Source organism: Paraburkholderia sp. GAS82 (genome assembly GCF_050436285.1).
Taxonomy (GTDB): Bacteria; Pseudomonadota; Gammaproteobacteria; order Burkholderiales; family Burkholderiaceae; genus Paraburkholderia; species Paraburkholderia phenazinium_B.
This window is the reverse complement of record NZ_JBNDLX010000002.1, coordinates 681,048-707,124: the sequence shown is the minus strand read 5'-3', so window position 1 is coordinate 707,124 and position 26,077 is coordinate 681,048. Positions and strand designations below refer to the sequence as shown.

Genomic DNA, 26,077 nt, shown 5'->3' with positions numbered 1-26,077 from the left:
GTCAAAGCAGGTATCAAGGCGTAAAACGAGGTTGAAAATGAAGATTCGATCCAGGTGGACAGGAATCCTGACTCTCGTGGTTTTAGCCTCCCTCGCGACCGGTTGCACACTAGGCGGCGCGGCGGCAGGCGGTGTAGTCGGCAACGAAGCGACCAATCACAGCACAGCGGGTACCGTGGGCGGCGCTGTAGTCGGCGGCGCGATCGGTTACGAGCTCGGGAAATAGGCCGGTAAGTTTGACACGCGGCGCGAGGCAGAGCACACTGCCTCGCGGCCCACGAGTGGGCCAAATACCTGACTCAAGCACCTTCAGCACATGACCCATTCAGTCGTACCCGCACGCGTCGTTCATAGCTGGCATGCTCACGTGTATTTCGATGGCGATCATCGCGACGTCGCATGGGCTCTGCGCGAACAGATTGAGGCGCGTTTCGCGAACCAACTGGAGTTGGGCCGTTTTCACGAGCGCCCGGTAGGACCGCATCCAAAATGGTCATATCAGCTTGCGTTTTCTCCCACGCAGTTTGCCGAGATCGTGGAATGGCTGACGCTCAATCACGGCGAGCTCGACGTTTTCCTGCACCCGAATACCGGCGACGATTTACGCGATCATCGTGACCGTGCCATGTGGATTGGTCATTCGCATCAGCTCAAGCTCGAAGTGTTCGGCAAGTGATCTGATCTTGCCGAGGCAGCGGGTACGCGAGTACTCGCGTCATTCGAAGAACTTCGCAAACCGCTCGACAGGCTCACGCTCGGTACTCAACTGGTTGACGAGCGCGTCCTGATCGGCCCAGCCGAGCGACATGCCGCAGACCAGTTGCTCTTCATCCGGTAGACCGAGATGGCTCGCGATCACGCGATGAAACGGCACGAACGCTGCCTGAGGGCACGTGTCGAGACCGTGTCCGCGTGCGGAGATCATGACGGCTTCGAGGAACATACCGTAGTCGAGCCAGCTACCCCGCTCGAGAATCCGGTCGATCGTGAAGAACAGTCCCACTGGCGCGCCGAAAAACGCATAGTTGCGCGCGTGCTGCGCATGCATTTTGTCTTTTTCGCCCTTTGCGATGCCTAGTAATCCGTACAGATCCCAGCCAATCTTGCGGCGGCGATCGATATACGGCGACACCCATTGACGCGGATAGTACCGGTAGTCTTCCTGATACAGGCTGTCGCGCTGCGGATCGTCGTACGCGGCGAGCAATGCCTGTGAAAGCCTTTCGAGCGCTTCACCCGTCACCACATAGACTTTCCACGGCTGCGTGTTGGTGCCTGAGGGCGCGCGGCTCGCCGCCTCGAGAATCGCTTCGATCTCTTCACGCGCAACCGGCGTCGGCAAAAACGCGCGGATCGAACGCCGCGACTTCAATACTGCATCGATCTCGTTGACCGTTTCGTTCATCGGGGTGTCATTCATGCGAATAGCATCTCCAATCATCTGCGCCACATGGGCCAGGATCTACGCGCCGGCTGGCACCCTGCTTCAAACTATTCTAGCCAACCCCGCCACGCCCTGCTGGTGAGGGGTAAAAACGCCCCAGCCCCGGCCCATAAGCCGCAGCCACCCGGCGCACGGCCGCCTCGAACATCCCTCACACGAAACCTTCAAGAATTGCGGAACGAGGCCGTTAATCCTTACATGCTCCAAAACTGGGCAATCCAACCGGTGCGATTCGTAACGACTGATCAACATGGGATTTCTCAATGCGCTGTTAGGACGCAAACCCTCACCGGATGCGTTCGCCGCCCTGTTCATTGAAGCCGTCCAACATCGGGGCTTCGATGCCTCGCTGAACTACAACGCCGACGAATTCCGGCTTGAGTACGGCGACAACGCGGTCTTTAACCTGCATCACGCATACCGCGCCTATTGCGGTAGCGACAGGGCATTCCGCGAGGCTGCGATGGAAGGGTTCGTCGCGACACTATGCGCGAGTCATCGAGCCGCCCCCGAACGCCTGTCCGAGGCGCGGGCAATGTTGCGGCCGCTGATCCGCGGCCGGGGTGTGCTCGAAGACGTACGCCTGCATCAGTTACGCACCAGCGGTAGGGAGGCCTCATTCGCACCCGCGTGGCGACCGTTCGGCGACGACTGTGCCGTCCTTCTTGCACTCGACTATCCCGAGTCCACCTCGACGCTTATGAGCGGACCCGTGGAATCGTGGGGCATTTCGCTCGATGACGCGCTCGCGATTGCGCGCGACAACCTGCGTGACATCACCACCGACTCGTTCGTCGAAGTGGCCCGCGGCGTATATCGCGGCAACTGGCGCGATGGCTACGATGCGAGCCGTGCGCTGCTTCCCGACCTGCTGCACCGCGCGCCGGTGCATGGCGTTCCTGTCTTTATGATCCCCACGCGCGACGTGCTGCTCGTCACCAGCGACAAGGACGACGGCGGCATCGCGCGCATGGTCGAGCTGAGCCGCGAAGCCGCGCACAGCGGCCGCCCTGTTTCGCCGTTCATGTACTGCTACCACGAAGGCCTGCGACGTTTTACGCCGCGCCAGGGCCACGTGGTACGCCGCCTCGCACAGCTGGTCTTGCGCTATCACAAGGAGGACTACGACTCGCAAAAGGCCGCGCTCGATCGTCTGCATAAGCAGGAAGGCAGCGACGTGTTCGTTGCGAACTATCTGCTCTATGGCACCAAGGACGATGCGGGGGAAATGTTCTCGGCCGCAACGTGGACCGCCGGCGTCGAATCCTTGTTGCCGCAGGCCGATCGGGTCGTGCTGGTGCGTCCCGAAACGGGCGAGACACGAATCGTCCCGTGGCAACAGATCACGCCGCTGGTGGGCAGCCTGCTCGAAGAAGAACCCATGTATCCGGCGCGCTACAGGACGCGCGGCTTTCCCGATCCGGGTCAGTTCTCATCGTTCGCGCGCAGCGAATCGTAGACATTCTCTTCTCCACGGACTCGTTCCGCCCTGGTACCCGCTTCACGCTGCCGAGCGGCGTGAACGGCGCATTGCTCTTTCCTGGCCTTACAAACCATCAACCTCTGGACCCGTCCCTCCGATAAACCGTTCGATCAGGCTCGTGATGACGAAGTGAGTTCGCTCTTCGATGTCACCGGCCCCTGCGCTATCCAACGTGTTTACCTGGAGGAAATGGACCATGTCGATCGATTCGTTCGGTATGACGATGGCGTCGCTGCCGACGCCCGCCGCGCCGCCCGCGTCGTCGGTGGAAGCCGTGCCCGCGAAGAAGCATTCCACTTCGACGGAATCGTCGGCGTCGACTTCGACCGCAAGCACCGACCCGCTGATGGCCGCGCTTCAGCAAACCCTGTCGCGGCTCGGCTACAACATGCCATCCGGCTCACTCACGACAGACGCCACCAGCGGTACGGACGCCGCTAGCGGCACAGACGGCGCCGATGGCACTACGACGATCACCGTCAGCGCGACCAGCAGCGACCCGGCCAGCACAGGCGCGCAATTCCTTGCCGCGCTCTATCAGGCGCTAGCGCTTCAACAGTCGATCGCGTCGAGCAACGGGGCCACGTCATCCGGCGATAGCTCGGCAAACGCGATTGCCAGCTTTAACGATGCGGCGACCTCGGGTGGCGGTGTGAGCGCCTATCGCGACATGGGTTCACGTATTGCGGATCTGTCGACCGCATCGCGTCCGGCAGTCGACGATACCGATGCCGATACCGACGCAGGGGAATGGGACGTTGAAGTCGACGACGTAGAAGAGATTTCCGAACCCGAGGAAGCCGAAGCGGCCGACGGTGAGGATCCGCTCGACACCGCCATGTCGAACCTGAGCAACGCATTGCAGGCGCACGTTGCCGCGCTCGACCAGGACCCCGGCGCGACGGTGACGCTGTCCGATGTGCTCGACGGGCTCTCGGACACCGCCAGCAGCCTGAACTGGCAACCCGTGGGCGTGCTGGTCGACGTCTCCGCCTGAAACGGCGTTGCGCCAAGGGCGATGTCTACAGAACGCCGGACTTCCAGATCATCTGCGCGGCCGCCACGAGAACGAACAGCAGCACGAGCTTGCGGAAGACCGCCGGCGGCAGTTTGTCACGCAGCGGACGCACGATCAGCATGCCGGCGATCACCGGGATGCTCGCGGCGGCCGAGATGGCGAGATCGACCCAGCTGGCGTGGGCGCCGCCGCTAAACGCGGCGATCAGCGAAACGATCGAGACCACCAGGATGATGGCAATCTGCTTGGTAAAGGCCTTGCCGGTGGCTCCGGTTGCAATCAGGTACATGGCCAGTAGCGGTCCCGGCACGGAGGCAATGCTCTCCATCACGGCCGCCCCGAAACCGAGCACCAGCCCCACGGGTTTGGCGAAACCCGGCGATAGCGTGAGCCGGGGCGAAGCGAACAGCAGCAACGCCGCGACGATCAGGGCAATCCCGGCGGCGGCCTGCGCGCGATGAGGCGCAAGCGAAATCAGCATCGTCACCCCGACGATGTTGCCGAGCACCGTGCCGACCAGCGGCGCCGCGATCCGGCGCACGGTGGCAAGCATCTCGCCACCTTCGAGCGCCTGCGGGATATTGCCGAGAATGATCGGCATCGACAGTAGCAGCACCGCCTGCTTGATCGGCAGAAAGTGGCTAAGAATCGGCATCGCCACCAATGGCACGCCGATGCTAACCACCCCTTTGACCATGCCGCCCAATAACAACGCGGCGAGGATACCGACTAGCGCGTACGGATCGAGCGTCTGCAGAGCGGGGCCCAAAACGCCGTCGGAGAGATTGATGTGAACCATGATGTGTTGGGTCTGCCCGCTATGACTGCGGATGGGTGGCTTCGAATATCGCGCAGTGAATTTTTTGTGTCTTCGCTGACCCGCCGTGCAGGCCCGCTGACCGGTGAGCGCCTATGCCCGCCGGAGCCGCATGATACCCCGGTGCGCCTAAGGCCACCCTGCCGGCCCTTATGCATCGCGCGTCCTTACATCGCCTTACCAACCCTAAAGATAAGTTTCTGCGCGGTCGAAAAGTCAGGCAAGGCGACATCGCACTGCGTGCCGGCTGCCCGCCGCGGAGAAGGCCTCTCGTCTCCGGCGGCCCGCGGCAACGCTGAATGGGCGTCTGGTCGCCCGAGACCAGACCGTCCCAGATGGATACACGGATGAGAAAGGATTGCCATGCAAGTTAGCAACGCCGCGGCGTCATCTACGCTGACGCAAACGGGTGCCAGCGGGAGCACAGCATCGAACTCGCCCCCGGTGTCTGCCACCAGCGATGTGCCAACGACATCGGTTAGCTCGACCGCTGCGAGTCCGAGCCAGGACTCGGCCGTTACCATCTCGCCAGAAGGCGCCGCGATTGCCGCGCAGGACGCGAGCAGCACCCAGAGCGACGCGACGACGCAGAGCGCAGCGCCGTCAAACACTGCGGGCGGCACGACAGACGCCAGTAACGCTGACTCGGCTAGCGACCCCAGCGCAACGGACAGCACCAGCGACGCCAGCACAACCGGCACCGCTGGCAATAGTGACACCTCCGGCGGCACCACCAACGCCTCGCCGCTCAAATCGTTTACCTACGGCACCTTGGGGCTGGAGCGCCCCGATCAATCGCAGGACAATCACAACCCTTTCTACACTGCGGGCAGATGGCTGGCGGCCGGACTCACCATCGGGGGAATCATTTCACTGCTGGTTTAAAGACCCTTGCGCACGGTGGACGGATGGCTGGATCGGGCACGGCGGATGCTATGTCCCCTGAAGAAAACAAGCCGCGCCGCAGTCCGCCATGAGAGAAGCGCGTAGCCGCAGATCGCGCACTTCTACGTTTGCGCGCTATCTGCACAGGCATCCCATGGCGTACCGCTGGCCTCTTAAAAGGAAAAGCCATGTCCGCCACACCTCATGGGCTGGCAGCGAACGCCGCTGCGCACCCGCATAACCGCTTTCACGTCGTGCTGACCAGCGTAATCGCCGCGCTGGCCGGCTTATTGTTTGGCCTCGATATCGGCGTGATCTCAGGCGCATTGCCGTTTATCGCGCGACAGTTTCATGTCGGCGACCAGATGCAGGAATGGATTGTCAGTTCGATGATGGTCGGTGCGGCGCTCGGCGCGCTCGGCTCAGGGTGGATGGCCAAAGCCATCGGCCGCAAATACTCGTTGATGATCGGCGCAGCGTTGTTCGCTTGCGCGTCGGGCGTGTGCGCATTCGCATGGAGCCCGGAGATGCTGATTACCGGACGCGTTTTTCTTGGCGTAGCAGTCGGGATCGCTTCTTTTACCGCACCGCTTTATCTGTCCGAAATCGCTCCCCGTACCATGCGCGGCGCCATGATCTCCCTGCATCAGTTGATGGTGACAGTCGGCATTCTGGCGGCTTTCCTCTCCAACACCGCCTTTAGCGGCACAGGAGACTGGCGCTGGATGCTCGGCGTGATCGCCTTTCCGGCGCTCGCCTTGCTATTCGGTTTGCTGTTCCTGCCGCGCAGCCCGCGCTGGCTGATGAGCCGTGGCCGCAACGAGGAAGCTGAGCGCGTGCTGGAAAAGCTGCGCAGCGACCGCAAGAGCATAGAAACCGAAATGAGCGAGATCGCAGATCAGCTCAAAGTAGAATTCCAGGGATGGGGACTATTCCGTAGCAATCCGAACTTTCGTCGTACTGTGGGGCTCGGCATCATGCTGCAGGTAATGCAGCAATTGACCGGCATCAACGTGGTGATGTATTACGCACCGCGCATTTTCGGGCTCGCCGGCTACGGCACCTCGCACGACCAGCTGTGGGGCACGGTAATCGTGGGCGCTGTGAACGTGGCGGCAACCTTTATCGCTATTGGTCTGGTGGACCGCTGGGGCCGCAAGCCGATTCTCTACACCGGCTTCACCGTGATGGCACTTGCGCTCGCTACGCTCGGCGCACTACTGCATATAGGCGTGACGAGCGGCGCTAGCCAGATCGCGGCGGTGGTGATGTTGCTGGTGTTTATCGCGGGCTTCGCGATGTCGGCGGGACCGATGATCTGGATTCTCTGCGCGGAAATCCAGCCTATGAAGGGTCGCGATTTCGGCATCGCAGCTTCGACCTTCGTCAACTGGGTGGCCAACACGATTGCCGGCGCAACGTTCCTCACCTTGCTTAACACGCTGGGTCATGCACAAACGTTCTGGCTGTACGCGGTAATGAACGCTGCATTTATATTCCTGACGCTATGGCTCGTGCCGGAAACGAAGGGCGTTTCGCTCGAGCAGATCGAACGAAATCTGATGGATGGGCGGGCGTTGCGCAAGCTCGGAGAGTAAGGGTGTTGCAGCCGCGTCGCCCCGCCCGAAAGAGATGATTTTTTACAACGTTGGCGAGCGCATGAAACGAAGTTAAAGTAATGCGCTTAGCTCGACGAGCGTTATACGCCAGACATCCTTGAGGCCGTCGTGCTATCGAAAAAGCATAACAACGGAAAGCACGGTTCGCGCATTCCCTCGTCGTCATTCGAACGGAGGCCTTCTTGGACGACTCACTCACGCAGCCTGAAGAACAAACAAAGAGCGCAACACGCGGAAGCCGCTTCAAACGAAGAGTGCGCTGGGTATTCACCGGTCGCAACGGAATGCGGGCCGGCTGGGGCGTCGCGGTTTTTATCGCGACGTTTGTGGCGGTCGTCTTCGGCATTGCCGCGGTGCGGGCGCATTTCGGGCACCATCACCACCCCATCACCCTGTTTACTCTGCCGGTTGCCTATCTAGGCGAGACGTTTCAGCTTGCCGGCCTGATAGCTGCATTGGCCGTAGTGGCGGCCATCGAGCGACGCTCAATGCTGTCTTTTGGCTTGCGGGATTCCGCCGCCTGGACGCGTTTCGGAGGCGGCCTCCTGTGCGGATTCGGCGCAATCAGTCTGATGGTGCTTGTCCTCGTGCAAATGCATCTGCTGGTGCTCGACCCGCCCACGGACCACGGTGTAACAGTCTGGACGCGCGCGGTCGCATGGGCCGGCTTCTTTCTGCTGGTCGGGATCTTCGAAGAGTCGACCTTGCGCGGATATCTGCAATACACGCTGACGCGAGGCATCGGCTTCTGGTGGGGCGTGCTGCTGCTCTCGATCCTGTTCGGCGGTTTGCATGGCTCCAATCCCGGAGAGACGCCCATCGGACTGATCTCCGCCGGCGGCTTCGGGATCGTGATCTGCCTGAGTCTCTGGTACACAGGATCGCTATTCTGGGCAATCGGGTTTCATGCGGCGTGGGACTGGGGTGAGTCGTACTTCTACGGCACATCCGATAGTGGCACGCTGGTAGATACCCGGCTCTTTACGGCGCATCCGCTCGGCAACATCCTGATGAGCGGCGGCAAAACCGGTCCGGAGGGCAGCCTGCTGATCTTCCCAATGCTCCTTATCACCGCGGTGTTGATCTGGTTATGGTGGGGACGCCGAACTACATCGCCATTCCGCGGCAGCGGCTGGAAGCCGGCGCGCACCGCTATCCGCTAACGTCGCGCTCAACAGGTTTCCAGTGGACACCGAATGAAAATAGAAGCAGTCCAGTCCAGCGACGAAGCCGCGCTAGCGTCGATGATGTTGAGAACCATCCGGACGAGTGTCCGGATTGAAGCGGACGAGATGGCCGCCGTGATCACCAACGTTCTCGCAAATATGCACTGGGCGTTCGATCATGCACACCAATGCGTACACCTGAAATGCGTCGTGGACGGGCGCATTGCCGGCGCGGTGCTGGTCAAGAATTTCTGGAATCTGTGCAGTCTATTTGTGGAGCCGAGTGACCATCGGCGCGGCATCGGTCGAAGCCTGATTGAGGAAGCGATCAGACAGTGTGTGGCCCGCAACGAGCGGCCCTATGTGAGGGTCAATGCAGCGCCCAACGCGGTGGAGTTCTACAGTGCGATGGGCTTCACGCGGGTGGACGACAAGACTCAGTTAAGTACGAGCACGCCGATGGCGCTGTTCCTGTCTGCATCGCGACCGTTGCCCGCCCGATAGCAGGCACGACAAGGGCGCGATGGCGACGCGCGCTTATTCGACGGCGCTGCCTTGCGGGGCTGCGCTGCCTTCCTGAGCGGCGGAGTGGTCCGGTTGAGCGGAGACGTTTTGCTCAGCGTTGTTAGCCTGCTGAACCGCAGCCTCTTGCGGAGCTGCATCTTGTTGCGAGGCTGCGCTGTCTTGCGGAGCCGCGCCTTGTTCCGACGCACTACCGTCTTGCTGAACCGCGCCTTGTTCCGGCGCGCCACTCTCCTGCTGAACCGCGCCTTCTTGCGCAGCCGCCGCACCCTGCGGAGCGGAAGCGCCTTGCGCAGCGTTCCTGGCTTTTTGCCGCTTGGCCTGCAAGCCGCGCGCACGCGCGGCTTCCGCCGGCAGCACCTGACCGGCATCCTGACCGTTCAGGTCGACGCGCATGGCGTTTTCGGTGACGCATGCCCAGTAACGGCTACCCCAGCACCACACCTTGATGGCGTCGCGCAAAGCCGCTTCGTTTAAGCCGAGTTCTTCGGAGTGCTCGAGCAGATCCTTGAAGATGCCTACCTTGAGCGGCACCTTCGGAGCCGGATTTTTGGGGAACGCCTTCGGGAATCGCTTCTGAAGCTTGCCGATAGAGAGCACCACCGGATCTACCGGCTTTGACTTTTGCGCCGGCGATTTCTGCGCGGACTGCTTCGGTGCAGATGACTTATGTGCGGCCGCTTTTTGCTCAGGTGCGGTGCGCGCCGCGTCGGGCGTGTTACGGCCCCCGTTAGCGTGCTTCGCTACCGCGGCCTGCTTTGCTGCCTCAGCCGGCTTCGCTGGCCTCGCCGGCCTGGCGTGCTTTGCGTGCCTGGCTGCGCGTTTCTCTTCAGCCTGTTTCGCCAGCTGTTCTTTCAGTGCCGCGAGTTGTTCAAAGCCCATGATGCAGTCTACGACGAGGAAAATGCGTGGATTGTAGCAGCTAGACCGGAAAGCGATATGTGCACTTCCGGCGCTTCGCCATGCGGGATGCCTGAGTTCCGTTTTCAGCAAGCAACGTGCCGCAGATTTTTCATCGGCAGCGGTAAATACATTCTCAAACACGCGCCGTGAATGCTCAAAGACCCGCATGACAAGAAGCGCTTGTCAGTTGACGAGCAATCAATTCATCGATATTGTTCGGTCCATGGCCGATTCAGAATTCATCCATCCCGGCGTCACTGTCCGGCAGAACTGCCTCGAGCGGTTCAATTTGACCGTCACCGAAGGTGCGCTGGTTCTGGGCGTCAGTCGCCAGGCTTTAACGAATCTGTTGAGCGGCAAGGCAGGTATCTCACCGGAGATGGCCCTGCGCCTCGACAAGGCGTTCGGCGGCGGCGCGGAAACCTGGTTGCAAAGGCAAGTGCTTCACGATCTCGCGAAGGCGCGCCTGCGGCTCGACGAACTCAACGTCGTACCCATGGTGAACGCCCAACAGCCGGCGTTGTTCTAGGCGCCGGCGCATCGACGATCGGTAAGATCCGCGTTAGCCGTCATACCCGTTAGCAAGTGTTGAACCTTTGAATCATCAAAGGTTCGCATTGTTTCGCCCTGCCTTTTTAGCATTCCTTATTTAATTATTCGACTCGCATCGAAGGCGTTGTTGCGTCCTGCCGTCGCGCGATCGAAACGCTACGACATCCAGAACCAGGATGCATTAAGGATGAACATGTCCGGTAATCGCCGCTTCCATATGTTTCTGATCGGCAGTTTCTTTGCCAGCTTCGGTGGATGGATTAACTTTCTCGCGATACTGAACATCGCAACCTATCGATTCAACGCGACCCCATTCGATCTGGTGATCCTGAGTGCCGCATTGCTGGTGCCGCCCATTCTGCTCACGCGGATCATCAGCCAGGTTTGCGACCGCTATGCCAGCACACGTGTCCTTGTCGGCGCATTGGCGATCACGCTCGGCACAACAGCCGCCCTGCTTTGGGTCGGCCACTTCGTCGCCTTTCTGCTGGTGGTCGCGTTCAAGTCGGCGGCCCTCGGCTTCACCGATCCTGCCGAAACCGTGTATGTCACCACCAGTGTCGACGAGGCGCAGCAAAGCCGCGCGTTCCGCTTACTCAGTCTGGCTCAAAGCATGGCGAAGATCTGCGCACCCGCTGCCGGTGGAATCGTCGGCGCATGGGCCGGCGACAATCACACGATGCTCGTCTCGATCGTGTTCATCGCCGCAGCCATCGTGATGATGCTGCTGGCCGCGCCGGCCGCTAAGGCCGTGCTACCCGTTGCCGCTGCACCTGACGCAAAGGCTGCACCGCGTACGCGCTGGACCGGTGCCATCCTGCCGCTGCTGCTTTGCACCGGCATTTACTTCGCGCTGGCGGCGGCCGTCAACAATCAGTTTCCGCTCATGCTAAGAAACCAGGGGTTCGACAAATCGGCGCTCGGCATTGTGGTCTCTTGTGCTGCGCTAGGCGGCATGCTCGGCAGTCTGCTGCCCATGGGACGCAATGCCGAGCGGGCCGGCCTCGGACCACTGCTTGCGCCAGCGTTCGTGTCGTGTGCCGTGTTCATCGCCATTGGCGGCATCTTCCGGTTGCCGTTGCGTCCGGCCGAATGGCTGCTCGCGCTCGCGTTCTTCGCGACCGGCCTCATGAGTGCGCGCTTCAGGGTTGAGTGCCGGCTGTTTATCGCCCGGCGTCTCGCAGATGAGGTGGCGAGCGCCAGTGCCGCACTGCAATCCGCGGGCATGTTCGTGCAATTCGTCGCGCCATGCGTGGGTGCCGTACTGACGAGTCTGCTGTCCACCAGCGATGTCTTCATCGTGCTTGGCTGCGTCGCGGCGGCTTGCCTTGCGGCTGTAGCCTTACGTTTTAGCAAGCAGCCGCAGGTTGCCGGGCTTGCCGCCGCCGCGGACGCAGATTGCCGATAAGCGCTATGCTTTTTGTTTCACGCAACCGGCAACCTGTTCCTCTCGCGGAGTCCACCATGCAATACCGTAAATTCGGCCGCACTGGCCTGAGCGTTTCACGTCTATGTCTTGGCACGATGACATTCGGCTTGCAAACCGAAGAGGCGGTCTCGCACCGCATCCTCGACAAGGCCGCGGAAGCCGGCGTCAACTTCATCGATACCGCGGACGTCTATCCGCTGGGCGGCGGCGAAGATCTCGCGGGACGCACCGAAGAGATCGTCGGCCGCTGGCTGAGGGGAAAGCGCGATCGCTTCATCCTTGCCACTAAAGCAGTGGGCAAGGTTGGGCCGTCGTCATGGGATCAAGGTGCGTCGCGCAAGCACCTGCTCGATGCCATCGACACGTCTCTTCGACGCCTCGGCACCGACTACGTCGACCTGTACCAGCTGCACTCCGACGATCACGAAACGCCGCTCGACGAAACGCTGGAAGCACTCGACATCATCGTGCGCTCGGGCAAGGCGCGCTACGTGGGCGTATCGAACTTTCTGGCTTACCGGCTGGCGCGCGCATTGGGACGCGCGGATGTGCTGCGTGTGGCGCGCTTCGTCTCCGTTCAGCCGCGTTACAACCTGCTGTTCCGGCAGATCGAACGCGAGTTGCTACCGCTCTGCGGAGAGGAACAGCTGGCGGTGATTCCGTATAACCCGCTGGCAGGCGGCCTGCTGACCGGCAAGCACCGCCACGATGCGCAGCCTGAGGCCGGCCGCTTCACCGAAACGGTGGGCAAAGCGGGGGCGACGTATCAGGAACGCTACTGGCATAAGCGCGAATTCGACACCATCGAAAAGCTGAAGGGCATCGCAGCGGACGCCGGCGTGTCGCTGACGAAAGCGTCGCTCGCCTGGGTGCTTGCGAATCCGCACATCACATCGGCGATCATCGGCGCAAGCAATCCTGATCAATTGACGGACACACTCAGCGCGATAGATCTAACACTGAATGCCGAACTGAAAGCGCAACTTGACGATGTGACGCACGAATATCGTTGGGGTGACGCGGCACGCTAAACGGCCAAAGTGGCCTAAAGGTCCTAAAGCGCATAAGCGGCGATGCGATTGCCAACCGGCAATCGCATCTCGCACATCGATTACTCGAAAATGCCGGTACGCTGGGTCGCTTCCGGCAACTGCCGTGTATCACGCAATGAGCGCGGATGCCAGAGCTTGGCCCCGCCTTCGATACCCGCATCGTTGGACACAACCGCCACATTCGCGGGCAGCTTGAAGTTCAGGCGCGCGGCGTTGCCGCCGCCTATCCACAGCTTGTCGTAGTTCACGAGCGAAGCCAGAATCCCGATCACTTTCTCCACGCGGTGATTCCAGCGTTTGTTGCCCGCCTGCATGCGCGCTGCGTCGCCGATATATTCGTCGTATGCGCGGTTCTTGCTGACCGGGTGATGCGCAAGCTCAAGGTGCGGCATCAGTTCACCGTCGCGAAACAGCGCCGTGCCCGCACCCGTGCCAAGCGTCAGCACGAACTCGATGCCATGACCTTCGATTGCTGCAAAGCCCTGCACCTCGGCGTCGTTGATCATGCGCACCGGCAAGCCGCCGAGCCGCTTGGCCAGCGAATCCGCAAGCGGAATGTCGTGCCAGCCTTCGTCGCCGAAATGCGGTGCCGTGAGCACCCGGTTGTTACGCACGAAACCCGGAAAGCCAATCGAGATGCGCGAAGGGGCATGCTCTGCAATCAGCGGCTCGACCAGCTTCACCAGCGTATCGACGAGTTGATCTGGCGTGCAAGGATGCGGCGTCGCCACGCGCAGACGCTCGGTAACCATCTTGCCGTGCGTGTCGATGATCGCGGCCTTCAGACCGGTACCGCCCACATCGATGGAGAGGATGTACCCTCCGCCGTGCCTGACGGCACTTTTAGCCGCGGGTTTGGCCGCAGTCCTGGCAGCGGGCTTAGCCGCGGCTTTCACCGCGGTCTTCTTCGCCGCACGTTTAGCAGCGGTTTTAACGGTGCTGCCGGTGCTGCCGGTGCTGCTCTTGACGTTACCTTTGACGTTGGTCTTACGTGTCGCCACGGTGGTCCCCTGTTAGTGTGATGTTGAGCCTTACTTCTTCGCGTCCGCGTCCTTGTCCTTGCTTAAAGGCCGCCATGCATGGCCGCTGCGCGCCAGCAGCGCATCCGACTCGGCCGGACCCTGACTGCCCGCGGGGTAGCCGTGCACTGGAAGCGGACTGCCCTTCGGATGCAACACGTCGTCCACCGCGGCCCAGCTCGTTTCGATGCTGTCGGCACGCTGAAACAGCGTCTCGTCGCCGAGCATGCAGTCGTACAACAGCGTTTCGTAGCCGACGTTCGGCTGTTCATCGAAAAAGTCGCCGTAGTTAAAGGACGACTGCACAGCGCCCATCTGCATGATTGGCCCCGGCGCCTTCACGTTGAAATCGAAACTCGTGCCATGCGTCGGATCGATGCGCAAGGTCAGCACGTTAGGCGTCAGCGCATCCACAGGAGTGTCGCGAAACAGCCGGAACGGCACCGTCTTCAGTTGCACCGATATCTCCGTGCGACGCGCCGCAAGCCGCTTGCCGGTACGCAGATAGAACGGCACGCCGGACCAGCGCCAGTTTTCGATGAGCACGCGCGCCGCGGCATACGTCTCCGTCTGGCTGTCGGGCGCCACATCAGGCTCCTGCCGATAGCCCGGCCCTGCCGGTCCCTTCTCGTACTGTCCGAAGACCACGTCATCCGGTTTTACAGGCTGGATAGCGTCGAAAATATCGGCTTTCTTGTCGCGCACTGCTTCGGCGTCGAAGGAATTGGGCGGCTCCATGGCCACCATGCCGAGCAGTTGGAACAGATGGTTCGGCAACATGTCGCGAAACGCGCCGGTCTGTTCGTAGAACGAGCCACGCCCTTCCACGCCGATCGTCTCGGACGCCGTGATCTGCACGCAGTCGATGTACTCGCGCCGCCAGATCGGTTCGAACAAGGCATTCGCGAAGCGCACGGCCATGATGCTCTGCACGGTGTCCTTGCCGAGAAAGTGGTCGATACGATAGACCTGCTCTTCCTTCGCATTACTCAGGATATGTTCATTCAGATCGCGAGCCGACGCAAGATCCGTACCGAACGGCTTCTCGATCACAATGCGACGGAAGCCTTTGCCGTCGTCGCCTTCCTTGAGCAGGCCAGCTTTACCGAGGTGCTCGACAATCGGCTTGAAGAAGCGCGAACTGACGGCGAGGTAAAACACTACGTTGCCGCCAGGCGTGTTTTCGAGCTTCTGTTTCAGGGCGGAAAACGTGTCGTCGCTTTCGAATTCGCCCGCCATATATTCGAGGCGCTGCGCCAGCGAACTCCACGCCTTGTCGTCGAGCTTCGAGGTGTGGAAGGTGCTGGCCTTGTCGGCAGCAAACTGCTGCAATGCCTTGTACAGATCGTCGCGCCACGCGCTGGTTTCGACCTGGCCGTGATTCACGCCGATGATCTTCATCTGCGGATCCAGCAGGCCGTCTACAGTCAGGTTGTACAGCGCGGGCATCAGCAGGCGTTTGGTGAGATCGCCGCCTGCACCGAAGATCACGAGGGTGCACGGCGGCGCCGGATGTTTGCCTGCCGGTACGGTAGGAGTGGAAGACTGCGCGCCCGCAGAGGAGGAACTTGAATCAGGTGCATTCGAAGGAGTCGACATAGGGTTCACTTGATCGAAGTAAGCCAGTGGAACAGACGTGGCAATAGAAGAAAGACCAGGGCCGCCGCCGCACAGTTCAAAATCAGTTACGAATCGTCTGTCTGCAGGGTGACTGTAATACGCTTAACCCTGCCCTCCCCCTTCGTTTTGCTGCAGAACCTACTTGGTGACCAAGGCAGCCTCGGCGTCCGTTGTGGCCGGCACTTCGCCCGTCTCGCCCGCCATACGCGGCTGCAGCAGCAACGCAACGAGCCCGCTCCAGCCGGTCTGGTGCGAAGCGCCGACGCCCCGGCCATTGTCGCCGTGAAAGTATTCGTGGAACAGCACGAGATCGCTCGAACGCGGGTCGGCCTGCAGCAGCGGATACGCGCCCATCACCGGACGCTCGCCGTTGCTGTCCTTGAGAAATAGCGTAGTGGCACGCCGTGCGAGCTGATCGGCGATTTCGCGCAACGAGAACTTCTGGCCGGAACCGGTCGGAAACTCCACGCGGAAATCGTCGCCGTAGTAGCGGTGAAACTCGTACAGCGACTCGATCAGCAGGTAGTTGACTGGCATCCAGACCGGTCCGCGCCAGTTCGAATTGCCGCCGAATACACGCGAGTCCGATTCGGCCGGCAGATATTTAACGCAAAAGCTGTCGCCGTTGTGTCTGAAGACGAACGGCTCGTCGCGGTGTACCCGCGAGAGTGCCCGCACGCCGTGATCGGAAAGAAATTCTGATTCGTCGAGGGCACGCCGCAACAACGCCTTCATCCGGTGTCCGCGCAGCAGCGACAGCAGCAGGGTGTTGCCCTTGCCAGTTTCATCCCAGCGCGACACCAGTTTGGCCAGATCGGGACGGTGCTCGAGGAACCAGAACAGTCGCTCCCGCAACCCGGGTAGACTGCCGTGCAGGCGCTCCTCGAGCACATGCACCGCAAACAGCGGGATCAGACCGACGATCGAACGCACCCGCATCGGCTCGCTGGTGCCGTCGGGCAGTCTCAGCTTGTCGTAGAAGAATTCGTCGGCGCTGTCCCACAAGCCGGTCTCGCAGTCGTCGTCGCAACTGACTGCCTCGGCGATATACAGGAAGTGTTCGAAGAACTTCACGCCGATATCGACGAACACGTGATTGGCAAAAGCCAGTTCCAGCGCGATGCGCATCAGATCGAGCGCATACGCCGCCATCCACGCGGTACCGTCGGCCTGATCGATGTGACCGCCGGTCGGCAGCGGCGACGAGCGATCGAAGATGCCGACGTTGTCCAGCCCAAGAAAGCCACCCTGGAAAATATTGCGGCCGTCGGCGTCCTTGCGGTTCACCCACCACGAGAAATTCAGCAGCAGTTTGTGGAACACCAACTCGAGGAAATCGCGATCGCCTTTGCCCATCAGCGCCCGGTCGATTTCATAGACGCGCCACGCGGCCCATGCGTGCACCGGCGGATTGGCGTCGCCCAAGGCCCACTCGTAGGCCGGCAACTGTCCGTTGGGATGCTGATAACGGTCCTTGACCAGCAATAGCAACTGCCGCTTGGCGAACTCAGGATCGATGAGCGCAAAGGCCGCGGCATGGAAGGCGAGATCCCAGGATGCGTACCACGGGTACTCCCACTTGTCGGGCATCGAGACGATGTCCGCATTGCACAGGTGACGCCAGTCGGCGTTGCGGCCGCGCTTGCGATTTGCGTCAGGCGTGGGCTGCGCCGGATCGCCATCCAGCCAGCGCTGGACGTCGAACTGGTAATACTGCTTCGACCACAGCATGCCGGCGAGCGCCTGCCGCTGCACGAGCCGCGCGTCGGGATCGTGGATTTCATGCTGCAACGCCGCATAAAACCCGTCGGCTTCGGCAAGACGGCGAGCAAACAGCGCGTCGACATCGAGCGGCACGTCATCCGGTGCGGACTCGGGACGCCAGCGCATATAAATCACCGCGCGGCCGTAGGGCGGGAGTTCGAGCGGCACGTGGGCCGCTGCCTTGGTGCCGGTGTCGGACCGTACCGCTTGCGCGTCGCCATGCACGAGGTAATCGTTGACGCCGTCCTTGAACGGACCCGCGCCGTCCATATTGAAGAGGCGTTTGACGTTGGTGTCGTTCTCGCAGAACAGCCACGTCAGTTCAGGCGCGTCTTTCGACCACGCGGTCACCACAAACGGATCATGTCCCGGCTGGCGCCCCAGCAGAGACGTTGCGCCGTTCGCTGTTTGCTTCGAAAGTGATGGACGGTCCTTCGTTTCTTTCCACGACCACGTATTTCGCGCCCAGATCTGCGGCAGCACATCTAGCGGGGCAGACTTGTCGGCACGGTTTTCGACCGTGACCCGCATCACGATGTCTTCGGGCGTGTGCTTCGCGTATTCGACCTGCACGTCGAAATAGCAGTTGTCGTCGAATGCGCCGGTATCGAGCACCTCGTATTCGGGCATATCGGCGCCGCGCCGCGCGTTCTCCTGCACCAGATCGTCATACGGATACGCAGCGTGCGGATACTTGTACAGCATCCGCATATAAGAGTGGGTGGGCGTGCCGTCGAGGTAGAAATACAGTTCCTTGACGTCCTCGCCGTGATTGCCCTGCGAGTTGGTGAGGCCGAACAGGCGTTCCTTGATGATCGGATCCTGGCGATTCCAGAGCGCCAGCGAGACGCACCAGTTCAGCTTGTCGTCGCCGAAGCCGGCAATGCCGTCCTCGCCCCAGCGATAAGCGCGGCTGCGGGCATGGTCGTGGGGAAAATAGTCCCATGCGGTGCCGTTCGGGCTGTAGTCCTCGCGCACGGTGCCCCACTGGCGCTCGCTCAGATAGGGCCCCCAGCGCTGCCAGCGGGCGCATTCCCTTGAGTGCAGGCGGGTGCCTTCGATGGTTGCGAGCAGATTGGCGGCACGCAGCGGCGGCATGGAGCGGTCCCTTGCTTTTCGAGCTTGGCGGTGGGACTCACATCCTAGCGCGTTTTGCTCAAAGGGTGCGCCGGCGTGGGCTTTATCCGGGGCCTATCCGGAGCTTGTCCCGTGCCTGCTCCGCAGTCCGCCTCGCGGTTCACCCATTCGCCAGCATCCGCTTCACCCTCAGCAATTCCCCCAGCGACCACGCCTGAAACGGCGTGCCGCCCGGATGATGCGGTGCATCACCGTCGGCCACCTCGCAGAGGTGATCGAGGCCGTCGCGGTCGAGATACTCGATCAGCGGCGCAAGAAAGCGCGTGCGCGCCTGCGCCCGCGCACCCTCGGCCGGTTGATTCACGCGCAACCATGCCTCGACGAACGGGCCGATCAGCCAGGGCCACACTGTCCCCTGGTGATAAGCACTGTCACGCTCGACCTGGCCGCCCGCGTAGCGTCCCCGATAGGCGGGATCGGACGGCGCCAGGGTGCGCAGGCCAAGCGGCGTCAACAGGTGCGTCTCGACCTGTTCGACCACCGCACGTGCCGCAGCGCCTTCGAGCAGCGGAAACGGCAAGCCTCCCACCGCGAAAATCTGGTTCGGCCGGATCGAGCGATCGATTTTGCCCGGCACGTGGTCCGCGTCGACGTTGTCGAACAAAGCACCGCTCGACGGATCCGTGAAGCGCTGTGCAAATGCTTGCGAGGCACGTGCCGCTGGTTCCTGCCACTGTGGATTCCACTTCGCAGCAATGCGCAGCGCGTTGATCCACAGCGCCTGCACTTCAACCGGCTTGCCGATACGCGGCGTCACGACCCAGTCGCCGACCTTCGCATCCATCCACGTCAGTTGCACACCTGGCACGCCGGCGCGGAGCAGACCGTCGTCATCGGCACGGATGCCGAAACGGGTGCCACGACTGTACCCCGTGAGAATCTCCTCGACCGCCTGCTGCAGACGCTTGCGTGTGTCGTCGCAAGCGTGCTCCGCGGCCAGGTAGTCGTGCACCGCAACCACGAACCATAGGGATGCATCGACGGCGTTGTATTCGGGCGTGCTGCCGTAGTCGGGAAAGAGATTCGGCAACATGCCTTCGGAGATCGTGCTGGCCCACTCGAGCAGGATCGACTTTGCCGCTTCGTGACGGCCCGATGCCAGCAACAAGCCGCGCATCGCGATGAACGTATCGCGGCCCCAATCGGTAAACCACGGGAAGCCCGCGACCAGCGTGCTGCCTTTTTCACGCGCGATGAGGTAAGCATCCGCAGAGCGATGCAGTTGCGAGGCGAATGCGCTGCGACGCGCAAATTCGCCATCGGCCAGCGCCTGCGCCCGTTCGACAGCCGGCGTGTCATCGGCTTGCGGGCCTGCACGCAGGATCATCAGTGCGGCACCGTCGGCGAGTGAGAAAGTGAACACACCGGGCGTCGCAAGATCTTCGCTGAAATCGAGGCCACGTTCGCGCTCGCGTACATAGCAGAAGTTTCGATACCAGTCCGGCGCGTGAGTGTACGTTCCGTTGGTCGACGCGTGAATCGCCGGCAGGTCACCGTATGGCTGCCAGCTCACCTTGGCGCGGGCATCATCCGTCTGTGCATTGAAGTTGAACGCGGCGTTTTCGTGATGCAGCGCGTGATAGTCGCGTCCCGACAAAAGCGGCCGCACGTTCAACGTATAACGGCTTGCGGCTTCTGCGCTAGCACTGCCCGGCGCAAGACGCCAACGCAGGACCGTCTCGCAGCTCGCCTTCGCAACGAAGACCTCAAAGATCAGTACCGCTTCGCCGTCGAGCTGGAAACGCCACGTCGGCCAAGGTTGCGTATCGAAACCGAGCAGGCTGGATGACACATCGGGATACACCACGTCTGGTACATAGCGCTGCATCGTGAGCGGATAACGCTTGCCGTCTGCTTCGAGCCACGCTTCGACACCATTGACGAGTGCAACGCGCCCGCCAGGTGGATGCATCGCCGTCAGCAGCAGCGCGTGATAGCGGCGCGTCCGCGCCGTGCCGACTGTTCCCGATGCGAAACCGCCGAAGCCGTCCGCCTCGAGCCACTCGTATTCGAGCTGGAAGGAATCGAAAGTTTTTTCGATGCGCGTCATTTTTACATCCGCCGTTTTTACTGCTTCGATCTTACCGATTTAATGAAACAGCAAGGAAAAATCGCCAGATAGGCGTTCGCCATAATTTCTAATCACTTTCCGAATTCCAACAAATAGCCATCAAATTCGCAGCGCGCAAACGTTACACCGTATTTCATAATATTTTCTTCAAGTCACTGGAGACTGCATCCCGCTACCCCGAACGAGGATGCAGACATGCGAAATTTCCAGGTCGCGGCCACGGCCGTAGTCGTTGCACTCACAACCGTTTTGTTGACCGCCTGTGGTCCGGACGAAAGCAGTTCGGCAAGCGTCGGTCAAAGCAACGCCGCAACCAGTTCAGTCACACCCGCGGCCACACCCTCAGCTCCTCAGACAAACCTGGCGGCGACGCCTCCCGCATGGGGCGCGTCAGCCGCGCTAGCAGGCGCCGCTACACCTGGTACCACCGCCGCATCGGACAGCGCTGTGCAAAGCGTGGAAGCAAGCCTCGCAGGAGACAGCCAGCAGGTTACTCCCGTGCTGCGCTATGCGCCCGGCGACAGCGACCAGAGTGGCCACAGCAATTAACCAACGGATTACCCCCAGCGCATCGAGACGCGCTATTCTTTCCCCCCGCAGAAGGTGATAACCAATGACCTCAAACAGCCGTCGCCGTTTCCTGCAGACCGTTGCATCATCCGCCGGTGCCGCCGCCGCGTTGGCCGCATTCCCTGAATCGATCCGCAATGCATTGGCGATCCCGGCCAATTCGCGCACCGGAACGATCGAGGATGTCGAGCACATCGTGGTATTCATGCAAGAGAACCGTTCGTTCGACCACTACTTCGGCCACATGCGCGGAGTACGTGGTTACAACGACCGCTTCCCGATTCCGCTGCCGGGCGGCCAACAGCCGGTGTGGTATCAGCCGTCGAAAGAGAACGCGGCGCAACCGGTTCTGCCGTTCCACCTGAACACGCAGACCACCAGCGCACAATGTATCGGCGATCTCGACCACAACTGGTACCCGACGCACTATGCCATCAACAACGGCGCGTACAACCAGTGGCCGCAGTACAAGACCGACATGACGATGGGCTACTACCTGCGTAGCGACATTCCGTTTCACTACGCACTAGCCGACGCGTTCACCATCTGTGACGCCTACTTCTGCTCGATGCCCGGCCCGACACACCCGAACCGCTCGTATCTGATGACCGGCATGGTCGACCCGAGCGGCACGATGGGCGGACCGCTGCTCGACAACAACGATTACGTGGACGGCGATGGCCCGCCGAAGTACGCACTGCTCTCGTGGACGACGTATCCGGAACGTCTGCAGGCTGCGGGCATTTCGTGGCAGGTTTACCAGCAAGGGCTGACCGGCGCCGATCCGCTGAACGGCAACTACGGTACCAACATCCTGCAGAACTTCGTCAACTTCATCAACGCACAACCGGGCTCGGCACTTTACGAGCGCGCACAGACAGTGCGCACGATTGTCGATCTGAAGAACGACGTGCTCGCAGGCAACCTGCCGCAGGTATCGTGGCTGTGCCCGCCGGCAGCGTACTCGGAACACCCGAGCTACACGCCCGCTTATGGCGCGGAATATACCTCGCAGATCATCGAAGCGCTGACGTCGAATCCGGAAGTCTGGAGCAAGACCGTCCTGTTCATCATGTACGACGAGAACGACGGCTTCTTCGATCACCTCGTGCCGCCGCAACCGGCAACGACTGCAGCCCAAGGTCAGTCGACGGTCAGTGTGGCCGGCGAAATCCACAACGTGGTGAATCCGCTGCGCGGCGGCAGCTACACTGCCGACGGCCTGCCGTACGGCCTCGGACCGCGCGTGCCGATGACGATCGTCTCGCCCTGGACCAAGGGCGGCTTTGTCTGCTCGCAGGTGTTCGATCACACGTCGGTGATCCGTTTCATCGAGAAGCGTTTCGGCGTCACGGAACCGAACATCACGGAATGGCGCCGCGCCGTATGCGGCGACCTGACGACGGCGTTCGACTTCCGCACGCCGGATGCGACGATGCCGCCGCTGCCGGATACCAGCAACTACATCAACATGGCCAACAACCAGTGCGCCGTGAATCCGGCGCCGGTCGTGCCGGCCACGCCGGGTCCGTTCGACGCGCAGGAGTCGGGTATCCGTTTTGCCCGTGCACTGCCGTATGAGCTGCACGTGAATGGCAAGGTGGACGTCAAGGAGAACACCTTCACGATCGATCTCGCCAACACCGGCACGCACGGTGCGCACTTCTACGTCTATGCCACCAACCGCACCGACGGCCCGTGGCGCTATACGGTCGAAGCAGGCAAGTCGTTGACGGAGACTTTCGATCTGACCTCGACGATCGGCGTCTACACGTTCGAAGCGTTCGGCCCGAATGGCTTTGTCCGCAAGTTTGCAGGCAATGCCGTCGAGACGCAGAGCAGGAACAACAAGCCGTCGCTGCCGGAAGTCCGCACGCACTACGACGTGGCAAACGGCAACGTGTACCTGAAGTTCACCAACAAGGGCAAAGGCACCGCGCGCCTGACGGTGATCGACAATGCGTACGGTGCGCGTCCGCGTCAGGTGATCGTGCCGGCCGGCGCGGAGATCGAGGAAGCATGGGTGCTGGCGTCGAGCCACCACTGGTACGATCTGACTGTCAGCAGCAATGACGACGCCAGCTACAGCCGCCGCCTCGCCGGCCACGTCGAAAACGGCCGTCCGAGTATCAGCGACCCGGCCGCTATCGCGCCGACGTTGACGGTAGTCTGAAACCGCTGAGGTGCCGCCGGGCAACGAACTTGCACGCGTCGCTGTTGTTAAGCGGCGTGTGCCGGTCGTTGCCCGGCGCGTTCAGCAGTGCGGCTGCGCGCAGCACCGCTGATATCACCATGGAGGTTTTATGGAACGCGAAGCCTTTGTCGGCACCCTCGAAAAAGAGGGATTCAGGGAGTTCGTCACCGTGACGCGCGAGCCCGGCGGCGCGCTCGATGTGCACGAGCACCCGTTCGAAGCGAAAGCGCTGATTCTCGAAGGCGAAATCAGCCTGCGCGTTGGAGATGAAGAGCGGCTCTACAAGGTGGGCGACGTGTTCCATCTGCCGGCGCACATCGCGCATTCAGAGCGCTATGGACCGGCGGGCGTGCAGTATCTGGTAGGCCGCAAATAACGCGTATCGAGTAACGCGTTAACGCATCATAGGTAACGCCCCCGCTCCCCGGACGAATCACGCACCCAGCAGCACGCCGGTGCGCAGCGGCTTCGTTCCCGTCACGCGGCCCAGCGGCGCGCCCGCTGTCACGAAGCGGATCGCACGACGCATATAGAAAATGCCATCTGTTTTGCTGCTGATGGTGGTCGTCTCGTCGGTCAGCGGATCGATGATGTCGAATAGCGGATCGCCCGCACGAATGCTGTCGCCGATATTCGCGCGGTGCACGAGTATTCCGCTCACCGGTGCATAGAACTGCTCGCTGCCCGCGAGCGGCGTGGCCGGCGCGAGCAGTTCGGGCAGTGCCTTCGGCTCGCCGCGAATCGCCTTACGCCACATCAGGTAATCGACCAGCGCATCGGCATCCTGCTGCGCCACTGCGTACGAGACGTCCCGTTGTCCGCGGCATTCCACCGTCACCGCAACCGTGCCGGTACCGACCGGTTGATGCGCCGGCAACTTCTGCTGCAGTTGCCACCACAACAGGCTATACATCTCGTCGAACGCTGCAGCGCCCGAGTCCGTGGCGAGCAGCGAAGCGCGTGCGCCGAGATAGCGCGAAAGCGGCTCGAAATCGGGCCAACCCACCTCGCTCGTGTACAGATGCATCACGGCTTCCAGCGAGCAATGTAGATCGATCACGACATCCGCATCGAACGAAAGCTTTTGCAGCGCCACTTGCAGCGATTCGAACTCGGTCAGCGGTTTTTGCTCGTTCAGCTCCGCGTTCATCAGTTGCCGAACGATCTGGATGTTCGCCACCGGGTCCGCCCCGAGCGACTCCTTGGCGCGTTCAAGCAGACGCGGGAACATCAGGAAATTGCGGTTGAAGTTCTTGCCGCTGGCCAGATCGAAGCGGCCGAGAAACTGGCCCAACACGTATTGGCCGAGCCCGACGGGGTTCGCCACCGGCACCACTACGATCTCCGCAGCCAGCGCGCCCTGCGCCTCCAGCTCGAGCAGACGCCGCTTCAACAGGACCGTCGTCAGCATCGCGGGTGTTTCGTCCGCGTGCAGGGTCGACTGTATGTAGATTTTCTGACCACTGTCCTCGGGTCCAAAGTGAAAGCTCACCAGTTCACGATGAGTGCCAATGGCGGCGGACAGCAGAGGGATCGATTGTTTCTTCATGAGCGTATCGCGAATGCGGAGAGACCAACGTTATCTATGACTGTTCTATGTCTGTGCAGCGGCGCGAGCGCAGCGATCGATGCTCAATCGCTGCCGTACGGATCGAAGTCGAAGTACTTGTGCGCAATCTTCGCATACGTGCCGTCCTTCAACATCGAAGCGATCGCGTCATTGATCGACGCCTGCAGGGCTGTTTCGTCCTTGCGCAGACCGATGCCTGTGCCATGGTCGCCCATCGACAGCGGTGCCCCGACAAACGCGAAGCCCTTGCCGGCCGGTGTACGCAGAAAGCCTTGATCCGCTTCCACCGTACCCAGCAGGGCGCCGTCGAGGCGGCCATTCACCAGGTCCGCAAAGACCTCGTCCTGACTCTTATACGCTACCACGCCCACGCCATGGGGCGCCCAGTGGGCTTGCGCATAGGTTTCGAACTGCGTGCCCGACTGCACGCCGATCTGCTTGCCCGCCAGCGACGCCGGCGCGTCGCTCAATCCCGAGCCTTGCTTCGCAATGAGATGCGATTTGAACTGAAACAGTTTCGACGAGAACAGGATCTGCTGCTGGCGCTTTTCGGTAATCGCCATCGACGACATGATCGCGTCGATCTTGCGCGCCTGCAGTGCCGGGATCATCCCGGAGAACTCCAGTTCCACCCACTCGCATCTGGCATGGATGCGCCGGCAGATTTCATTGCCGAGGTCGACGTCGAAGCCTTTCACGCTGCCGTCCGGCGCCTTGGAGTCCATCGGCGGATAGCTCGGGTCAATGCCGAGACGCAACGTGGCGCTATCAGCAGCAAACGCACCGCTGCTGACAGTCAGCGCGGCGGTCAGGATCATCAACGGGGTCTTCATGGCGAGAGGCGGTCCGGTTCGGAGAGCTTGTCGGAAAGGAGCGGATGACGTGCGGCTGGACCGCGTGGCGTCTGGCAGGCGTCATGCTAACCCTCGTTGGCGTGTCAAAGAAGCCCTCCGGGGCTATCGCGATCACATTTAGCGATCACCCATGGCGCCAGGTCTTACCTGTCTCGTCCCGCACTACCCGTGCGCGGGCGGGATAGCGGCGAATGGGCGCGATCCGTAAGCGTCCCGTCGAGAAATGGGGTCCGCCACTCTGACTTGTCCGCCAAACCCTCGCCGTCCCCGGACAACTCTTTGGGCAAGGCCGCCAGCAGGTTAGGATGCCCACAAGGACACTACGCTTAACCGGCAACGTAGTCGCAAAACACTCCGATCGCCTCAATCGGTCAAGGAGACAAGTGAC

At 61.5% G+C, this 26,077-nt stretch carries 23 protein-coding genes; 14 read left to right on the top strand and 9 right to left on the bottom strand.

Annotated features, from left to right (window positions below; genetic code table 11):
* Positions 1–37: 37 nt before the first annotated feature.
* Together P3T17_RS09600 and P3T17_RS09595 are read left to right on the top strand one after the other, a co-directional pair.
* Positions 38–226, top strand: coding sequence for a glycine zipper 2TM domain-containing protein (locus tag P3T17_RS09600; protein WP_074267140.1), 189 nt, complete (start codon positions 38–40; stop codon positions 224–226).
* 90 nt (positions 227–316) lie between these two features.
* The gene (locus P3T17_RS09595; RefSeq protein WP_429406243.1) at positions 317–676 is read left to right on the top strand and encodes a DOPA 4,5-dioxygenase family protein; all 360 of its coding nucleotides are present in this window, start codon (positions 317–319) and stop codon (positions 674–676) included.
* Between the two features lie 39 nt (positions 677–715).
* Here the strand turns inward: P3T17_RS09595 and P3T17_RS09590 are convergent, their stop codons facing one another.
* Complete coding sequence (locus P3T17_RS09590) at positions 716–1,420, bottom strand: nitroreductase (protein ID WP_429287256.1); 705 nt, start codon at positions 1,418–1,420, stop codon at positions 716–718.
* Positions 1,421–1,694: 274 nt separating this feature from the next.
* Here P3T17_RS09590 and P3T17_RS09585 point away from each other — a divergent pair, with 274 nt between their 5' ends.
* The gene (locus tag P3T17_RS09585) at positions 1,695–2,903 is read left to right on the top strand and encodes a hypothetical protein (protein WP_429406242.1); all 1,209 of its coding nucleotides are present in this window, start codon (positions 1,695–1,697) and stop codon (positions 2,901–2,903) included.
* Between the two features lie 220 nt (positions 2,904–3,123).
* Positions 3,124–3,924 (top strand): hypothetical protein, encoded by an 801-nt coding sequence (locus P3T17_RS09580; protein WP_429406240.1) that lies wholly within the window; start codon positions 3,124–3,126, stop codon positions 3,922–3,924.
* A 25-nt stretch (positions 3,925–3,949) separates the two neighbouring features.
* Here P3T17_RS09580 and P3T17_RS09575 read toward each other — a convergent pair whose 3' ends face one another.
* Positions 3,950–4,744 (bottom strand): sulfite exporter TauE/SafE family protein, encoded by a 795-nt coding sequence (locus tag P3T17_RS09575; protein ID WP_429287259.1) that lies wholly within the window; start codon positions 4,742–4,744, stop codon positions 3,950–3,952.
* Positions 4,745–5,125: 381 nt separating this feature from the next.
* On the opposite strand from P3T17_RS09575, the gene P3T17_RS09570 reads away from it, so the two are divergent.
* The 4 genes from P3T17_RS09570 (at position 5,126) to P3T17_RS09555 (ending at position 8,936) form a co-directional block, all read left to right on the top strand.
* Positions 5,126–5,647: a hypothetical protein gene (locus P3T17_RS09570; RefSeq protein WP_429287260.1), complete on the top strand. Its 522-nt coding sequence runs from the start codon at positions 5,126–5,128 to the stop codon at positions 5,645–5,647.
* A gap of 188 nt (positions 5,648–5,835) precedes the next feature.
* Positions 5,836–7,245, top strand: a complete 1,410-nt coding sequence (locus tag P3T17_RS09565; RefSeq protein WP_074267135.1) for a sugar porter family MFS transporter — start codon at positions 5,836–5,838, stop codon at positions 7,243–7,245.
* 203 nt (positions 7,246–7,448) lie between these two features.
* Complete coding sequence (locus P3T17_RS09560; protein WP_429287262.1) at positions 7,449–8,429, top strand: CPBP family intramembrane glutamic endopeptidase; 981 nt, start codon at positions 7,449–7,451, stop codon at positions 8,427–8,429.
* A gap of 33 nt (positions 8,430–8,462) precedes the next feature.
* Positions 8,463–8,936, top strand: a complete 474-nt coding sequence (locus P3T17_RS09555) for a GNAT family N-acetyltransferase (protein WP_429406238.1) — start codon at positions 8,463–8,465, stop codon at positions 8,934–8,936.
* 33 nt (positions 8,937–8,969) lie between these two features.
* Here P3T17_RS09555 and P3T17_RS09550 read toward each other — a convergent pair whose 3' ends face one another.
* Positions 8,970–9,836, bottom strand: coding sequence for a ProQ/FinO family protein (locus P3T17_RS09550; protein ID WP_429406237.1), 867 nt, complete (start codon positions 9,834–9,836; stop codon positions 8,970–8,972).
* A gap of 244 nt (positions 9,837–10,080) precedes the next feature.
* On the opposite strand from P3T17_RS09550, the gene P3T17_RS09545 reads away from it, so the two are divergent.
* From P3T17_RS09545 to P3T17_RS09535, 3 genes are all read left to right on the top strand, one after another.
* Positions 10,081–10,386 (top strand): HigA family addiction module antitoxin, encoded by a 306-nt coding sequence (locus P3T17_RS09545; RefSeq protein WP_074267131.1) that lies wholly within the window; start codon positions 10,081–10,083, stop codon positions 10,384–10,386.
* A 216-nt stretch (positions 10,387–10,602) separates the two neighbouring features.
* Positions 10,603–11,817 carry an MFS transporter gene (locus tag P3T17_RS09540; protein ID WP_429406235.1) on the top strand — a complete coding sequence of 405 codons (1,215 nt, stop codon included), beginning with the start codon at positions 10,603–10,605 and terminating at the stop codon, positions 11,815–11,817.
* A 56-nt stretch (positions 11,818–11,873) separates the two neighbouring features.
* A complete protein-coding gene (locus tag P3T17_RS09535) occupies positions 11,874–12,869 on the top strand; it encodes an aldo/keto reductase (RefSeq protein WP_074267129.1) in 996 nt (331 codons plus the stop codon).
* Between the two features lie 80 nt (positions 12,870–12,949).
* On the opposite strand, the gene P3T17_RS09530 is transcribed toward P3T17_RS09535, so the two are convergent.
* From P3T17_RS09530 to P3T17_RS09515, 4 genes are all read right to left on the bottom strand, one after another.
* On the bottom strand, positions 12,950–13,705 hold the full coding sequence (locus P3T17_RS09530) for an ROK family protein (RefSeq protein ID WP_074269280.1): 756 nt from the start codon (positions 13,703–13,705) through the stop codon (positions 12,950–12,952).
* A 216-nt stretch (positions 13,706–13,921) separates the two neighbouring features.
* On the bottom strand, positions 13,922–15,508 hold the full coding sequence (gene zwf / locus P3T17_RS09525) for a glucose-6-phosphate dehydrogenase (RefSeq protein ID WP_074267128.1): 1,587 nt from the start codon (positions 15,506–15,508) through the stop codon (positions 13,922–13,924).
* A 159-nt stretch (positions 15,509–15,667) separates the two neighbouring features.
* On the bottom strand, positions 15,668–18,391 hold the full coding sequence (locus P3T17_RS09520) for an MGH1-like glycoside hydrolase domain-containing protein (protein WP_429406232.1): 2,724 nt from the start codon (positions 18,389–18,391) through the stop codon (positions 15,668–15,670).
* 139 nt (positions 18,392–18,530) lie between these two features.
* Positions 18,531–20,480 (bottom strand): amylo-alpha-1,6-glucosidase, encoded by a 1,950-nt coding sequence (locus P3T17_RS09515; RefSeq protein WP_429406230.1) that lies wholly within the window; start codon positions 20,478–20,480, stop codon positions 18,531–18,533.
* A gap of 216 nt (positions 20,481–20,696) precedes the next feature.
* On the opposite strand from P3T17_RS09515, the gene P3T17_RS09510 reads away from it, so the two are divergent.
* The 3 genes from P3T17_RS09510 to P3T17_RS09500 all read left to right on the top strand — a co-directional run bounded on the left by P3T17_RS09510 (position 20,697) and on the right by P3T17_RS09500 (position 23,641).
* Positions 20,697–21,050 carry a hypothetical protein gene (locus P3T17_RS09510; protein ID WP_429406228.1) on the top strand — a complete coding sequence of 118 codons (354 nt, stop codon included), beginning with the start codon at positions 20,697–20,699 and terminating at the stop codon, positions 21,048–21,050.
* A 64-nt stretch (positions 21,051–21,114) separates the two neighbouring features.
* Positions 21,115–23,244 (top strand): phosphocholine-specific phospholipase C, encoded by a 2,130-nt coding sequence (locus P3T17_RS09505; RefSeq protein WP_074267124.1) that lies wholly within the window; start codon positions 21,115–21,117, stop codon positions 23,242–23,244.
* A gap of 130 nt (positions 23,245–23,374) precedes the next feature.
* Positions 23,375–23,641 (top strand): cupin domain-containing protein, encoded by a 267-nt coding sequence (locus P3T17_RS09500; RefSeq protein WP_429406226.1) that lies wholly within the window; start codon positions 23,375–23,377, stop codon positions 23,639–23,641.
* Between the two features lie 57 nt (positions 23,642–23,698).
* Here the strand turns inward: P3T17_RS09500 and P3T17_RS09495 are convergent, their stop codons facing one another.
* A complete protein-coding gene (locus P3T17_RS09495; RefSeq protein WP_429287271.1) occupies positions 23,699–24,814 on the bottom strand; it encodes a succinylglutamate desuccinylase/aspartoacylase family protein in 1,116 nt (371 codons plus the stop codon).
* 83 nt (positions 24,815–24,897) lie between these two features.
* A complete protein-coding gene (locus tag P3T17_RS09490; protein WP_429406224.1) occupies positions 24,898–25,668 on the bottom strand; it encodes a transporter substrate-binding domain-containing protein in 771 nt (256 codons plus the stop codon).
* Positions 25,669–26,077 lie beyond the last annotated feature (409 nt).

Coding starts and splice junctions, on each gene's coding strand:
- P3T17_RS09600 (WP_074267140.1), top strand. CDS start 38: ATGAAGATTCGATCCAGGTGGACAGGAATCCTGACTCTCGTGGTTTTA.
- P3T17_RS09595 (WP_429406243.1), top strand. CDS start 317: ATGACCCATTCAGTCGTACCCGCACGCGTCGTTCATAGCTGGCATGCT.
- P3T17_RS09590 (WP_429287256.1), bottom strand. CDS start 1,420: ATGAATGACACCCCGATGAACGAAACGGTCAACGAGATCGATGCAGTA.
- P3T17_RS09585 (WP_429406242.1), top strand. CDS start 1,695: ATGGGATTTCTCAATGCGCTGTTAGGACGCAAACCCTCACCGGATGCG.
- P3T17_RS09580 (WP_429406240.1), top strand. CDS start 3,124: ATGTCGATCGATTCGTTCGGTATGACGATGGCGTCGCTGCCGACGCCC.
- P3T17_RS09575 (WP_429287259.1), bottom strand. CDS start 4,744: ATGGTTCACATCAATCTCTCCGACGGCGTTTTGGGCCCCGCTCTGCAG.
- P3T17_RS09570 (WP_429287260.1), top strand. CDS start 5,126: ATGCAAGTTAGCAACGCCGCGGCGTCATCTACGCTGACGCAAACGGGT.
- P3T17_RS09565 (WP_074267135.1), top strand. CDS start 5,836: ATGTCCGCCACACCTCATGGGCTGGCAGCGAACGCCGCTGCGCACCCG.
- P3T17_RS09555 (WP_429406238.1), top strand. CDS start 8,463: ATGAAAATAGAAGCAGTCCAGTCCAGCGACGAAGCCGCGCTAGCGTCG.
- P3T17_RS09550 (WP_429406237.1), bottom strand. CDS start 9,836: ATGGGCTTTGAACAACTCGCGGCACTGAAAGAACAGCTGGCGAAACAG.
- P3T17_RS09545 (WP_074267131.1), top strand. CDS start 10,081: ATGGCCGATTCAGAATTCATCCATCCCGGCGTCACTGTCCGGCAGAAC.
- P3T17_RS09540 (WP_429406235.1), top strand. CDS start 10,603: ATGTCCGGTAATCGCCGCTTCCATATGTTTCTGATCGGCAGTTTCTTT.
- P3T17_RS09535 (WP_074267129.1), top strand. CDS start 11,874: ATGCAATACCGTAAATTCGGCCGCACTGGCCTGAGCGTTTCACGTCTA.
- zwf (WP_074267128.1), bottom strand. CDS start 15,508: ATGTCGACTCCTTCGAATGCACCTGATTCAAGTTCCTCCTCTGCGGGC.
- P3T17_RS09520 (WP_429406232.1), bottom strand. CDS start 18,391: ATGCCGCCGCTGCGTGCCGCCAATCTGCTCGCAACCATCGAAGGCACC.
- P3T17_RS09515 (WP_429406230.1), bottom strand. CDS start 20,480: ATGACGCGCATCGAAAAAACTTTCGATTCCTTCCAGCTCGAATACGAG.
- P3T17_RS09510 (WP_429406228.1), top strand. CDS start 20,697: ATGCGAAATTTCCAGGTCGCGGCCACGGCCGTAGTCGTTGCACTCACA.
- P3T17_RS09505 (WP_074267124.1), top strand. CDS start 21,115: ATGACCTCAAACAGCCGTCGCCGTTTCCTGCAGACCGTTGCATCATCC.
- P3T17_RS09500 (WP_429406226.1), top strand. CDS start 23,375: ATGGAACGCGAAGCCTTTGTCGGCACCCTCGAAAAAGAGGGATTCAGG.
- P3T17_RS09495 (WP_429287271.1), bottom strand. CDS start 24,814: ATGAAGAAACAATCGATCCCTCTGCTGTCCGCCGCCATTGGCACTCAT.
- P3T17_RS09490 (WP_429406224.1), bottom strand. CDS start 25,668: ATGAAGACCCCGTTGATGATCCTGACCGCCGCGCTGACTGTCAGCAGC.